The 13,833-nt window shown below is 30.1% G+C and carries 10 protein-coding genes; 6 read left to right on the top strand and 4 right to left on the bottom strand.

Annotated elements, in window-relative coordinates; genetic code table 11:
- Positions 1-3 precede the first annotated feature (3 nt).
- Positions 4-1,218, top strand: coding sequence for an ABC transporter permease (locus CLV86_RS09370; protein ID WP_121051860.1), 1,215 nt, complete (start codon positions 4-6; stop codon positions 1,216-1,218).
- 139 nt (positions 1,219-1,357) lie between these two features.
- On the opposite strand, the gene dusB is transcribed toward CLV86_RS09370, so the two are convergent.
- Positions 1,358-2,353: a tRNA dihydrouridine synthase DusB gene (gene dusB, locus CLV86_RS09365; RefSeq protein WP_076731603.1), complete on the bottom strand. Its 996-nt coding sequence runs from the start codon at positions 2,351-2,353 to the stop codon at positions 1,358-1,360.
- A gap of 121 nt (positions 2,354-2,474) precedes the next feature.
- Here dusB and CLV86_RS09360 point away from each other — a divergent pair, with 121 nt between their 5' ends.
- The 3 genes from CLV86_RS09360 to CLV86_RS09350 are packed head-to-tail and all read left to right on the top strand — an operon-like array spanning position 2,475 to position 4,814.
- Positions 2,475-3,218, top strand: coding sequence for a prolipoprotein diacylglyceryl transferase (locus CLV86_RS09360; RefSeq protein WP_121051858.1), 744 nt, complete (start codon positions 2,475-2,477; stop codon positions 3,216-3,218).
- Entirely contained in the window at positions 3,208-4,599 is a 1,392-nt protein-coding gene (locus tag CLV86_RS09355) for a radical SAM protein (RefSeq protein WP_121051856.1), read from the top strand. The genes CLV86_RS09360 and CLV86_RS09355 overlap by 11 nt, the downstream gene beginning before the upstream one ends.
- A 2-nt stretch (positions 4,600-4,601) precedes the next feature.
- Positions 4,602-4,814, top strand: coding sequence for a hypothetical protein (locus tag CLV86_RS09350; RefSeq protein ID WP_121051854.1), 213 nt, complete (start codon positions 4,602-4,604; stop codon positions 4,812-4,814).
- 41 nt (positions 4,815-4,855) lie between these two features.
- Here CLV86_RS09350 and CLV86_RS09345 read toward each other — a convergent pair whose 3' ends face one another.
- Positions 4,856-6,088, bottom strand: coding sequence for a M28 family peptidase (locus tag CLV86_RS09345; RefSeq protein WP_076731599.1), 1,233 nt, complete (start codon positions 6,086-6,088; stop codon positions 4,856-4,858).
- Positions 6,089-6,147: 59 nt separating this feature from the next.
- Between CLV86_RS09345 and CLV86_RS09340 the strand changes: the two genes are divergently transcribed.
- On the top strand, positions 6,148-7,260 hold the full coding sequence (locus CLV86_RS09340) for a TolB family protein (protein ID WP_121051852.1): 1,113 nt from the start codon (positions 6,148-6,150) through the stop codon (positions 7,258-7,260).
- Between the two features lie 76 nt (positions 7,261-7,336).
- Here the strand turns inward: CLV86_RS09340 and CLV86_RS09335 are convergent, their stop codons facing one another.
- Entirely contained in the window at positions 7,337-9,739 is a 2,403-nt protein-coding gene (locus CLV86_RS09335; RefSeq protein ID WP_121051850.1) for a TonB-dependent receptor domain-containing protein, read from the bottom strand.
- Between the two features lie 162 nt (positions 9,740-9,901).
- Here CLV86_RS09335 and lepA point away from each other — a divergent pair, with 162 nt between their 5' ends.
- Entirely contained in the window at positions 9,902-11,698 is a 1,797-nt protein-coding gene (gene lepA, locus CLV86_RS09330) for a translation elongation factor 4 (protein WP_076731596.1), read from the top strand.
- A gap of 74 nt (positions 11,699-11,772) precedes the next feature.
- Here lepA and CLV86_RS09325 read toward each other — a convergent pair whose 3' ends face one another.
- Positions 11,773-13,623, bottom strand: a complete 1,851-nt coding sequence (locus tag CLV86_RS09325; protein ID WP_076731595.1) for a cation:proton antiporter — start codon at positions 13,621-13,623, stop codon at positions 11,773-11,775.
- Between the last annotated feature and the right edge of the window lie 210 nt (positions 13,624-13,833).

Here is a 13,833-nt window from a genome sequence, read left to right as displayed (position 1 = left end):
CTTTTGAGCTTTTCTCTTTATATAGCAAAACGTTATTTACGCTCTAAAAGCACTAATAATGCTATAAATTTTATAACATATATTGCTATTGCCGGTATTATAATAGGTTCTGCATCTTTATTTGTAGTGTTATCTGGTTTTGCTGGCCTTAGAGATTTTACTCTTGAATTTACAACAGTAATTGATCCAGATTTAAAAGCCGAAGCTACCATTGGCAAATCCTTTGTTTTAGATTCTATTCAAGAAAAACAGCTTCAAGACATTCAAGGTATAGCAAGTTTCTCTAAAGTTATAGAAGAACGTGTTATCTCTTCTTTTGATGATAAAAAACAACCTTTAATTATTAAAGGTGTTGATGCAAATTATAATAAAGTTTATGTTTTAGATTCTATTTTATGGAAAGGCAGCTGGTTAACAGATAAAACAAATCAAGTTGTAGTAGGTTATGGTGTTTCTAATAGTTTAAATATAGGTTTATTAGATTATGGAAAACGTATTACTTTATTAGTACCTAAACCAGGAAAAGGACAAATTACCTCGTTAAACCAGGCTTTTAATCAAATAGAAACTGTAAATGTTGGTGTGTTTACTGTAAATGAACAATTAGACGGTTCTTATATTTTTTCAAGTTTAGAAGCTGCACAACAATTGCTTAGTTTTAATAATAATCAAATTACAAACATTGAATTTAGGTTAAAAAAAGGAGCAAACGAAGACAGTATAAAAACCCAAATTCAATCTGTTTTAGGAGATAATATTACATTAAAAAATACAGCGCAGTTAAACGATGCGTTAAACAAAATGTTAAATACCGAAAATCTTCTAGTGTATTTATTATTGACGTTAGTCTCTATTATTTTAATATTTAATGTTATTGGCTCAATAATAATGATGATTTTAGATAAGAAAAAAACACTAACTACACTTTATAGTATAGGAGCAACACTAAAGGATATTAGAAGAATATTTTTTATACAAGGTGCAGCAATGACAATTATTGGATCTTTAATAGGTTTATTTCTTGGCTATTTAGTTTCATTAAACCAAGTATATGGTCCAGAGTATTTAAAAGTTTACATTACACAAACCTTACCGTATCCTCTTTCTATAAAATTAGAAAACATGCTTATTGTTTTTGTTACTATTACTGTTTTAGGTTTAATAGCATCAAAAATAGCTTCTACTAGAATTTCTAAAAATATGGTTAAAACAGGATAGTATTTTAAGAGACTCGCCTAATTATTAAACTCATTAAAATATTTCTCTACTAACTTAAAAAGGAAAATAAACACACCATTTAATCCTTTTTGAAGCGCACATATTTTTAGTTTTAATTAAAAAGAGTAATTAGAAGTCATTATTCTGTAAATTGAAAATCGCCAAATTTTTCTAAAACCTCATCAAAAGCAGCAAACACATCTTTTGAGTCGTCACTTGTTACCATTTTCATGCGATATTCTTTAAAATGTGGAATTCCCTTAAAATAGTTTGTGTAATGCCTTCTGGTTTCAAAAACACCAAGTACTTCACCTTTCCAATCTATAGACATTTGTAAATGCCTTCTGGCTGCTTCTACGCGTTCTTGCATAGTAATTGGTCTATAATGCTCTCCTGTTTCGAAAAAGTGTTTTACTTGTTTAAAAAACCATGGATTCCCAATTGTAGCTCTACCAATCATACAACCATCTAAACCGTAATCGTCTCGCATTTCCATTGCGCGTTCTGGAGAAGTAACATCGCCATTACCAAATACAGGAATATGCATTCTTGGATTGTTTTTTACTTGAGCAATAGGTTTCCAATCGGCTTCACCTTTATACATTTGAGCTCTAGTTCTACCGTGAATTGCAATAGCTTTACAGCCTACGTCTTGTAAACGTTCGGCAACCTCAACAATTTTAATAGAATCGTGATCCCAACCTAAACGGGTTTTAACAGTAATAGGAATATTGGTACGTTTAACCATTTCGGCAGTAAGTTTCTCCATTAAACAGACATCTTTTAAAATACCTGCTCCTGCACCTTTACTTACAACCTTTTTTACTGGACAACCAAAATTAATATCTATAATATCTGGTTTAGATGCAGAAACAATATCTATAGTTTCTAGCATACTATCCATATTAGCACCAAAAATTTGAATACCAACAGGTCTTTCTTTTTCGTAAATGTCAAGCTTCATAACGCTTTTTGCAGCATTACGTATTAAACCTTCACTACTTACAAATTCGGTATAAACAACATCTGCACCTTGCTCTTTGCATAATGCTCGAAATGGTGGATCGCTTACATCTTCCATTGGTGCTAAAAGCAATGGAAAATCTGGAAGTTCTATGTTATCTATTTTTACCAAAGTGTTCAATTTTGTGGCAAAATTAATGCTTTTTCTCTAATTCTTTATAAAAGACCTTATAGGTTTTAAAAACTATAAGCTTTGAAATAAAATTTCTAATATATTTATAAAAAAAATAATCTTGCAAATTCCATTTGAACCCGTAATTTTAGGTTACAACATAAATATACATCTTGTTTTAGAGTACTTGGCTTTTTTTATTGCTTTTCGCTATTATGTTTATTTAAGAAAACATAGTATTGATGTTATTTCTGGAGGCAACAGGTTGTCTATAATATTAGGTGCTGCAATTGGTGCTTTAATTGGTTCTCGTTTGATTGGTTTACTTGAAAATCCATTTGTAAATTGGACTCAAGCAAATATTTTAAATCTTCTTAATACAAAAACCATAATGGGCGGATTGTTTGGCGGATTACTTGGTGTTGAATTAGCTAAAAAGTACATTGGCGAAACACATTCTTCTGGAGATTTATTTGTTTTTCCTATACTATTAGGCATTTTTATTGGTCGTATTGGTTGCTTTTTATCTGGCGTAAAAGAGTTTACTTATGGTAAAGAAACCTCATCTATTTTCGGTATGAATTTAGGAGATGGTTTACTACGCCATCCAACTTCTTTATACGAATTGTTTTTTTTAATACTCTTATTTGTTTTTATAAAATACCTTCAAAAAAAGGCTACTTTAAAAAATGGAGACTTGTTTAAAGTTTTCATGTTAAGTTATTTTGGCTTCCGCTTTTGTATTGAGTTTTTAAAACCAAATGTGTTTTATGTATTAGGACTAAGTAGCATTCAAATTTTATGTGTAATTTGTTGGTTGTATTATTATAAATTCATCTTTCAAAAAATAAAAAATGCCGGTTAGAAAATATACGTATTACGATTTTACATTAAGCTTATGCCCAGAATGTTTACGCCGTGTTGATGCCAAAATAGTGTTTGAAAACGGTAATGTTTATATGTTAAAACGCTGTAATGAGCACGGCAATAGCAAAGTACTTATTGCAGACGATATTGAGTACTATAAAAACATAAGAAACTATAATAAACCAAGCGAAACACCTTACAAGTTTAATACCAAAACACATTATGGTTGCCCTTACGATTGTGGTTTGTGTCCAGACCACGAACAACATTCTTGCTTAACCGTTGTAGAGGTTACAGACCGTTGTAATTTAACTTGCCCAACTTGCTATGCAGGTTCCTCACCTACTTATGGAAGACATAGAACTTTAGACGAAATTAAAGCTATGCTTGATACCATTGTAGCTAATGAAAAAGAACCAGACGTTGTGCAAATTTCTGGCGGAGAGCCAACAATACATCCACAATTTTGGGAAATTATGGATTATGCAAAATCCTTACCAATAAGGCATTTAATGCTTAATACAAACGGTATAAAAATTGCAAAAGATCTCGCTTTCGCGGAAAGACTAAAAACCTACGCTCCAGATTTTGAAATTTATTTACAGTTTGATTCGTTTGAAAACAGTGTACTTAGAGAACTTCGTGGTGCCGATTTAAATACTATACGTAAACAAGCGATTAAAAATTTAAACTCTGTTAACCTCTCAACAACATTAGTTGTAACGCTTCAAAAAGGATTAAATGATAACGAAATTGGAAAAATTATTGATTATGCTTTAAAACAAAAATGTTGTCGTGGTGTTACACTACAACCAACACAAATTGCAGGAAGATTAGATAATTTTAATCCCGAAACAGACCGAATGACACTTACCGAGGTTAGGCGAAAAATAATGGAACAAACCTCAATTTTTAATAGCGACGACCTTATTCCTGTACCATGTAATCCGGATGCTTTAGTTATGGGTTATGCACTTAAATTAGGTGAAGAAGTGTTTCCTTTAACACGCTATATAAACCCAACAGATTTACTAGATAACAGTAAAAACACTATTATTTATGAGCAAGACGAGCAGCTACAAGATAAAATGATAGAACTCTTTAGTACAGGAAACTCTGTAGAAGTTGCCGAAGAAAATTTAAAATCTATTATGTGTTGTTTACCTAATATTGATGCGCCTAACTTAGGTTACGACAACTTATTTAGAGTTATTATTATGCAATTTATAGACGCTTATAATTTTGATGTTCGCGCTATAAAAAAATCGTGTGTACACATTGTAGATAAAGACAATAAAATAATTCCTTTTGAAACTATGAATTTATTTTATCGCGATGATAAAAAAGAACGATTAGAAGAACTTAGAAACGAAATATAATTATGAAAACATTTTTGTTGGAAGCAACCAGTGGTGGAGGTTACGAAGGAATTATAATTTTAATAATTGCCATAATGTTTGGGCCAGCTATTTTACTTGCTATTATTGGTCTTATTGTTTTAAAAAAGAATAAAAAAGCAGCAAAAGTACTATTTATTCTTGCTGTAGTTTATGTACTTGTAAGTTTAGGAATTTGTGGAAGTATAATGGTATAAAATTCAAAATACTTTAAAAAACTAAAAAATAAAGCCACACATTAAAACGTAACTTCTGTTTCTATTAATTCTTCACCTCTTTTTACGGTTACTTTCGTAGTGTTTCCTTTTTTAAAAGTCGATAAAGCTTTCATATAACTCATCATGTCTGTAATATCGTTATCTCCAATTTTAATTACAATATCTCCTTTTTTAATTCCTGCATTTGTAGCTGGAGTATTAGATCTTGTACCATCTATACGCATACCTTTACCATCGTACAAATAGTCTGGTGTAACACCTAAACCTACTTCAAATTTTGGAACCTCACTACTTTCATTTTTAGTTTCTCTAAAAGGTAATTTTCCGTTATTGTCTAGGTCTGTTATTATTTCAAAAATATAATTTGAAATGGTTTGCATACCTTCATAATTTAACTTCTCGGTATCATCACTTGGCTTATGGTAATCTTCATGCTGACCTGTAAAAAAATGAAGTACAGGGATTTCTGCGTTATAAAAAGAAGTATGATCACTTGGTCCAACACCAGACTCTTTAACTACCAATTTAAAATTAGAATTGTTAGAAGTAATTGTTTGTTTTAAAATAGGAGACGTGCCAACACCATACACAGCTAATGTGCTATCTGCTTTTAGGCGTCCTACCATATCCATATTAATCATGTAATCTATTTTTTTAGTATCGATAGTTGGATTTTTTACAAAATAATTAGAACCTAATAATCCCATTTCCTCTCCAGAGAAAGCCATAAATAAATAATTGTTATTTATATTTTTTCCTTTTAATCTATTGGCTAAATTTAAAAGTACTGCAACTCCACTCGCATTATCATCTGCTCCATTGTGTATAGCTGTTTCTCCTCTATGTAAAGAACCTTCTGCGCCTAAACCTAAGTGGTCGTAATGTGCACCAATTATAATTGTATTCTCTGCATTGTTATCTATAAAGCCAATAACATTTGTTCCTGTTATTGTACTATCACCATCTTTTACAGTATAATTAACTTCTTGGTGTGGATCTGTTTTTGGGCGAAATGAAAATGACTGAAAATAGCCTTCTGTACCTTTCTCTTGTAATCCTATATTTTTAAATCTTTCTGCAATGTAAGCCGCTGCTTTTTGTTCTCCATTACTTCCAGTTTGTCTACCTTCTAAAGCATCGGAAGCCAAAAAAGTAACATCATCTTTTATTGAAATTGTTTTAATACTTTCATCTGTTTCTGTTTTACAAGCCATTAAAGACATTAAAAAAAGTGAAGTGATTATGTATTTCATAATAAGAATATTAGTTTTGTACAAAATTAGGCATTAAATACCATTTATTAAAGCAAAGGATGAAAACACCTATATTCTATTTATTACTTACCTCAATACTTTTTTTTTCTTGTAAAAATGAAGTGAAAAATGAAACTGAAAAAACAGAAACTGTATTAGAAAAAGCAGAATCAAACAATCCTTTAATATATCCTGAAGAAACTCATTTTAAAAGCTTGCGCCAAGTTACTTTTGGTGGCGATAATGCCGAAGCTTATTGGAGTTTTGACGATAAGCAGCTAGTTTTTCAATCTAACTATACTAAATGGAATGTTAGCTGTGACCAAATGTTTTTAATGAATGCTAACGATACTTTCGACAGTATTGCACCTCCAATGGTAAGCACAGGAAAAGGTAGAACAACTTGTTCTTATTTTATGCCAGATAACAAACATATTATTTACGCATCTACACATTTAGCAAACGAAAATTGCCCAGACACACCATTACGTAAAAATGGAAAATATATTTGGCCAGTTTACGATACTTTCGACATTTTTGTTGCTGATTTAGAAGGTAATATTGTAAAACAATTAACCAATGAAAAAGGTTACGATGCTGAGCCAACAGTTTCTCCAAAAGGAGATAAAATTGTATTTACATCTACTAGAAGTGGTGATTTAGAATTATATACCATGAATATTGATGGTAGTGATGTTAAACAAATTACAGATGAATTAGGTTACGATGGAGGTGCATTTTTCTCTCCAGATGGTACCAAAATTATTTTCCGTTCTTCTAGGCCAAAAACTGAAAAAGAAATTAAAGATTATAAAGATTTATTAGCTGAAGGTTTAGTAGAACCAACAGATATGGAACTTTATATTTGCAATGCAGATGGAAGCGATTTACGCCAATTAACAGATTTAGGTAATGCCAATTGGAGTCCGTTTTTTCATCCAAGTGGAGAAAAAGTGTTATTCTCTTCTAACTTTGAAGCAGAGCGTGGTTTCCCTTTTAATCTATATTTAATTGATATTGATGGTAAAAATCTTGAACGTGTTACGCATAGTGAAACTTTTGATGCTTTTCCTGTGTTTTCTAACGATGGTAAAAAACTAGCCTTTTCGTCTAACAGAAATAATGGAGGTGGACGTGATACAAACTTGTTTATTGCAGAGTGGAAAGATTAAATATATTCTCTTAAAACATAAAAAGGCATTAAATATTTATACTATTTAATGCCTTTTTGTTTTAAAATATACGCTTTTACTTCTCTAACCTACTACGCTCTTTAAGTTCTTTAGTGCGTTCATTTGTTTTTAAAGTAGTGTTACCAAACTTATAATTAAAACCTAGCTTTACATAACGGTTATCTAAATTTGTATAGTTTCTATTATTTTGATTTCCAAATTTAGACACTACACCAAAGTCTTGACTATTAAACAAATCTGCAAAAGCTAAAGACAAAGTACCTTTATTTTTAAAAACAGATTTACTAAACGTTAAGTCTGATACTAAACGAGAATCTACTTTTTGAAATCCTTGTTGATTTTTACCAACATAAGTTAAAGTAAAATTAGCATTAAGAGATCTATCTTTTAAAAAAGAGAAATTATTATTTAACATAGTATAATTACTCCATTGGTCTATTTTAACATGTTGGTTATCTATAAAAGCCTCGTCTTGTACATTATACAAAGAGGTTACAAAATAAACAGACCAATTATCTTTTATATTAAAATAGGTAATAAAATCAAATCCAAATTCTATTGTATTACCAATATTTGTTGGCGAATAAATCAATAAATTATTAATATTATCCTGTCTTGGAATTTCGTTTATTTGATTGGATATATCTTTATAATACGCTTCTACTGTGTAGCGCGAACCTATCTGCGATCCAATAATATAGTGATTTGTAAATGAAGGTAACAAATTAGGGTTACCAGTTACAACTGTATTATCATTTAAAAAGAAATTAAACGGATTTAATAATTGATAACTTGGTCTAGAAATACTACGGTTATAATTGGTATAAAGGCTTAAATTATCTTTTAAACTATACATTAAATTTAACGTTGGGAACAATTCTAAATAATTTTGCATGCTCTCTACATTATTAGAAACAGAAAGCCCATCTATATTTGTGTTTTCAAGTCTCAAGCCTCCTCTAAAATTCAATTTTCCCCAAGTTTTATCGTAACTAGTATATGCCGCAAAAATAGACTCTTCATAATCATAAATATTAGAATTTTCTGCATTTAAAATTGTATTACCCGTAACGGTATCATTATCGAACTGTGTAATATCACTATCTGTATTTATGTTTGAAGACTTCACTCCAATAGCAAATTCCGATCCGTCATTTCCTGGTAATATGTAATCTATTTGAGAAGTTTTAATATTTGTAGCTTGATGGCTAACTGTATTAAAACTAGTATTAAAATTATCTACGCTACTTGAAAAGAAATATTCGCTATTTACATTTTGATCTCTCTTATAGTTATAGTCTGTATAATGAGCATTAAATGTTAGTTTCCCATGGTTTTTAAAACGATGTACAAAGTCTAAATTAAAACCTAGGTTATGTTTATCGTCATTAGATTGGTTAAGAGAATTAAAATTATAAATTGGAGTATTTGTGTTGTCAAAAATTAATGTTTGACCATGTATATTATAATCGAAAAACGGAACTATTAATCCATTTGCAGAAAAACTTAACGTGTTACTATCGTCTAGAAAATAATCGAAATTTAAATTAACATTATGTGTTTTAGAAGTTGTATTTCTATTATTATTTGTTTCCCATTTTTCATCTAAACTACCTGAATGATCAAGATAATTAACACTGTTATCATTCTCTCTATTAATTTTACTTTGTGTAAAACTGTAATTTAAATTTACGTTTATTTTATTTGTTTTATAAAACTGATTTATACCAGCATTATATCTAGGAAAAACACCTTGTGTATAATTACCATACACATTACCACGATAACCAGTAATTAAGTTTCTAGTCATAACAATATTTAAAACGGCTCCGCTTTCGGCATCATATTTTGCTGGTGGATTTGTTATAACTTCTACTTTTTTAATAGTATTTGCAGGAGAGTTTTCTAAAAGCTGAGTAATTTCGGTGGCAGAAAGGTTTACTTTTTTATCATTAATATAAACTGTTGGTACAGTATTTTTTACAGTTATAGCATTATTTAAAATTAAAACTCCTGGAGTGTTACGCAATACTTCTAATAAACTTCCTTCACTTAAAGCAGTATTAGCAACATTAAATATTAAACGATCGGATTCTTTATTTAAAGTAGGTTTTGCAGACACAAGATTAACTTCATCTAAGGTTTCTAAATTTTCTTTTAATACAATAGATCCAAAACTCTTATTAGAAGAAAGTTCAAATTCTTTAGTAAAAGTTTCGAAACCCATAAAAGACACGCTTAAAGTATAATTATTAGCTTCTACATTTGTAAAAATAAAACTACCATCTTCAGCTGTTGTTTTACCTGTAACTAGTACTCCAGATTCATTTAAAATTAAAATATTTGCATAAGGTATAATTTGACTTTGCTCATCTAATAACGTTCCAGATACTGTAAATTCCTGTGCAATAATTTTAGAAGAAGAAAGGAAAAGCAGGGCGTATAAAATATATTTCATTTGTAAAATTAAGATAGGATGCAATATAATGATTGTTTTTTTAAAATTATTACGGTAAAAACCGTAAATTTTAGGTATTTGTATTACCAATAAAAACTAGAAAAATCGCCAATTTTTGCCTTATATTTGCAAACTCTTGCTTTTATTAAGAGCACATAGATTATGAAGAATATTAGAAACTTTTGCATTATTGCACATATAGATCACGGAAAAAGTACACTTGCCGATCGTTTACTCGATGTAACAGGCTCTGTAACTGCTCGTGAACAACAAGCTCAACTTTTAGATAGTATGGACTTAGAGCGCGAACGTGGTATTACCATAAAATCGCATGCCATACAAATGGACTATGTTTTAGATGGCGAACACTACGTTTTAAATTTAATCGATACGCCAGGTCACGTAGATTTTTCTTACGAAGTTTCTAGATCTATTGCTGCTTGCGAAGGTGCTTTATTAATTGTAGATGCAGCACAAAGTATACAAGCACAAACCATTTCTAACTTATATTTAGCTTTAGAAAATGATTTAGAAATTATACCTGTACTTAATAAAGTAGATTTACCAAGTGCAAATCCAGAAGAGGTAACAGACGATATTGTAGATCTTTTAGGTTGTGACCCAGAAGAAGTTATCCATGCAAGTGGTAAAACTGGTTTTGGAGTTGAAAATATTTTAAAAGCAATTATTGAGCGTGTTCCAGCTCCAAAAGGAGATCCAGATGCACCATTACAAGCCTTAATTTTCGATTCGGTTTACAATACATTTAGAGGTATTGAAACTTATTTTAGAGTATTTAATGGCGAAATTAAAAAAGGACAAAAAATTAAATTTGTTGCCACAGATAAAGAATATTTTGCAGACGAAGTTGGTACTTTAAAACTCAACCAAGTTGCTAAACAAAGTGTAAAAACAGGAGATGTTGGTTATTTAATTACAGGTATTAAAGCTGCAAAAGAAGTTAAAGTAGGAGATACTATTACAGATTTTGCAAACCCAACAACAAATGTAATTGAAGGTTTTGAAGATGTAAAACCAATGGTTTTTGCTGGTATTTATCCTGTAGATACAGAAGATTACGAAGAGCTTAGAAACTCTATGGAAAAGCTACAGTTAAATGATGCTTCTTTAGTTTTCCAACCAGAAAGTTCTGCAGCTTTAGGTTTTGGTTTCCGTTGTGGATTTTTAGGAATGTTACACATGGAAATTATACAAGAGCGTTTAGAGCGTGAGTTTGACATGACAGTAATTACTACTGTACCAAACGTATCGTACTATGCTTATACTAACAAAGAACCAGATGTTCCTTTAATTGTAAATAACCCAAGCGATTTACCGGAAACTACTATGATTAATAGGGTTGAAGAACCTTTTATTAAAGCAACAATAATTACAAAGTCTGATTTTGTTGGTAACGTAATGAGTTTGTGTATCGAGAAACGTGGTATGATTACTAATCAAACCTACTTAACACCAGAACGTGTTGAGCTAACTTTCGATATGCCTTTAGCAGAAATTGTTTTCGATTTTTACGATAGACTTAAAACCGTTTCTAAAGGTTATGCTTCTTTCGATTATTCTCCAATTGGTATGAAAACATCAAAACTTGTACGTTTAGATGTATTATTAAATGCACAACCTGTAGATGCACTTTCTGCATTAATTCATGCAGATAATGCACATACAATTGGTAAAAAAATGACAGAAAAACTTAAAGAATTAATACCACGTCAACAATTCGATATTCCAATTCAAGCTGCTATTGGAGCAAAAATTATTGCTCGTGAAACTGTAAAAGCATTACGTAAAGATGTAACAGCAAAATGTTATGGTGGTGATATTTCACGTAAACGTAAGCTATTAGAAAAGCAGAAAAAAGGAAAAAAACGTATGCGCCAAGTTGGTAATGTAGAAATACCTCAACAAGCATTTATGGCTGTTTTAAAGTTGAATGATTAATTTGAGTTTATAGTATAAAAAAACCTTCAGTTTTCACTGAAGGTTTTTTTATTTTAAAGACATTAAATTATCTTTTAAACTTCTTCGTTTGCTACAACTTCAACATCAAAAGGTTTTCCTAAGTAAACAAGTAGTGAGTTTTCGTCTATAGATTGTATATCTTTATTGTAAGATGAAATTATCTCAAATTCTCCATTGCTGTTTTTAATAAAAAGCGGAATTATTTCTTTATCATTATTACAAATCTCTATTAAACTATCGTAATGCTCTTTATCTTTTAATTCAATTTCCTGAATACTTGGATACTTTCTAGTAACGTTTGTTAATGTGTTATAATCGTCGGTATGGCTAAATAAACCTTCTTTAGGGTTTTTAGACATATCATTCATCTCATCTGTGGTAACTAGTCTAAACGCTCCATTTTCACCAAATTGCTTACTAAATTTGTTAATTGCATATTGATTTATATCTGAACTTCCAGTTAATGCCATTAAATATCCTACATCATTTAATTCTATATTATCCATTAAATTATCTGAATAGATATTTGTTGTAAAAGCTTCTAATCCCAGTTCTTTAGCTTTATTTATATTGCTTTGATTACTATCAATTAATACAACATGTCTTCCATTAGATTCTAAAAAATGTCCTAATAACCTTGAAACTTTTGAAGCTCCTACAATTAAAATACCATTAGATTTTGTTAAAAACACGCCAACTATCTTAGCAAATAATCGAGCAGTAGTTGCATTTAATAATACAGTTCCTAAAACTATTACAAATACTAAAGGCGTAATATATTCTGCACCAGTAATACCTTCTTTAGCTAGTTTTAAACCAAATAAAGAAGCAATACCTGCTGCTACAATTCCTCTTGGTCCTACCCAACTAATAAATAGTTTTTCGTTGAATTTTAATGATGAACCATAGGTACTTAAAAATACGCCTAAAGGTCTAATTATAAAAACAATTATAGCAAATAATAATACTGTGTTCCAGCTAAAAATTAAATATAGCTCTTCCATATTAATATTTGCAGCCAATAATATAAATAGAATAGAAATTAATAATACACTTAAAGATTCTTTAAAGTATAATATATCCTTAAGGTGTGGAGATTTAGAATTACCTAAAACCATTCCCATAACCACAACAGCTAATAAACCTGATTCGTGTGCAAAAACATCGGATAATACAAAAACACCTAACACCGTGGCTAAAGTGAATACATTCATTAAATAATGCGGAACTAGCTTTTTGTTTAAAATAAAATTTAATCCATGAGCAAATGTAAAACCAAAAGTGGCTCCAAAAAGAACAATTTTACCAAACTCTATAAATGCAGTTTTTGTAAATTCTCCTCCTGCATCAACACTTATAAACTCAAAAACTAAAACGGCAACTAATGCTCCAATTGGATCTATTAAAATACCTTCCCATTTTAATACTGCCGATACATCTTTTTTTAATGGAATATTTCTTAAAATTGGTGTTATTACTGTTGGTCCTGTTACTATTATTAATGCAGAAAATAAAAATGAAATTTTCCAACTTAAATCAAAAATATAATGTGCTGAAGCTCCAGCTGCAAAAAAAGTAACTATAGAACCTATAGAAATTAGTTTAGTAATTGCAGGAGCAACATTTTTTATTTCTCCCATTTTTAAAGTTAAACCTCCTTCAAAAAGAATGATGCTTATGGCGAGTGAAACAAAATAAAAGAGGCTTTCTCCAGGAAATAAACCTTCTTCTCCATTCCAAATTGGTTCAATCCATTTGGTACCATCATCACTTAAAAATTCTGCCGCTATTGGTCCTACTAACAGACCTATTAAAATTAATGGTAAAATAGCTGGAATTTTAAATTTCCATGCGACCCATTGGGCCAAAATTCCTAAAATAATAATACCTCCTAATTCTACCATATACAATTGGTTAGTTGTTAAAAATGCTAAATTAAAAATATTTAAATTAATTATGTAAAACTTCCAAGATTACTTGAATGCTTGTAAGGTACTACGAAAAAATCTATCTTCATTTTTTTTAAAACTTTTTTAAGTTGTCCTTAAAAACAACACTTATTTATCATTATGTAATTTAATAAGCATTAAATTAACTCGTAATCGCTTAGCAAG

The sequence above is a fragment of the Lacinutrix venerupis genome, from assembly GCF_003663945.1.
In the GTDB taxonomy this organism is placed as follows: domain Bacteria; phylum Bacteroidota; class Bacteroidia; order Flavobacteriales; family Flavobacteriaceae; genus Lacinutrix; species Lacinutrix venerupis.
The sequence above is the reverse complement of the archived record's forward strand: the minus strand, read 5'-3'. Positions and strand labels throughout refer to the sequence as shown.

Excerpts from the sequence above, each read along its gene's own strand:
- CLV86_RS09345 (WP_076731599.1), bottom strand. The coding sequence starts at position 6,088 with ATGAAATACATAATCACTTCACTTTTTTTAATGTCTTTAATGGCTTGT.
- CLV86_RS09340 (WP_121051852.1), top strand. The coding sequence starts at position 6,148 with ATGAAAACACCTATATTCTATTTATTACTTACCTCAATACTTTTTTTT.
- CLV86_RS09335 (WP_121051850.1), bottom strand. The coding sequence starts at position 9,739 with ATGAAATATATTTTATACGCCCTGCTTTTCCTTTCTTCTTCTAAAATT.
- CLV86_RS09355 (WP_121051856.1), top strand. The coding sequence starts at position 3,208 with ATGCCGGTTAGAAAATATACGTATTACGATTTTACATTAAGCTTATGC.
- CLV86_RS09350 (WP_121051854.1), top strand. The coding sequence starts at position 4,602 with ATGAAAACATTTTTGTTGGAAGCAACCAGTGGTGGAGGTTACGAAGGA.
- CLV86_RS09325 (WP_076731595.1), bottom strand. The coding sequence starts at position 13,623 with ATGGTAGAATTAGGAGGTATTATTATTTTAGGAATTTTGGCCCAATGG.
- lepA (WP_076731596.1), top strand. The coding sequence starts at position 9,902 with ATGAAGAATATTAGAAACTTTTGCATTATTGCACATATAGATCACGGA.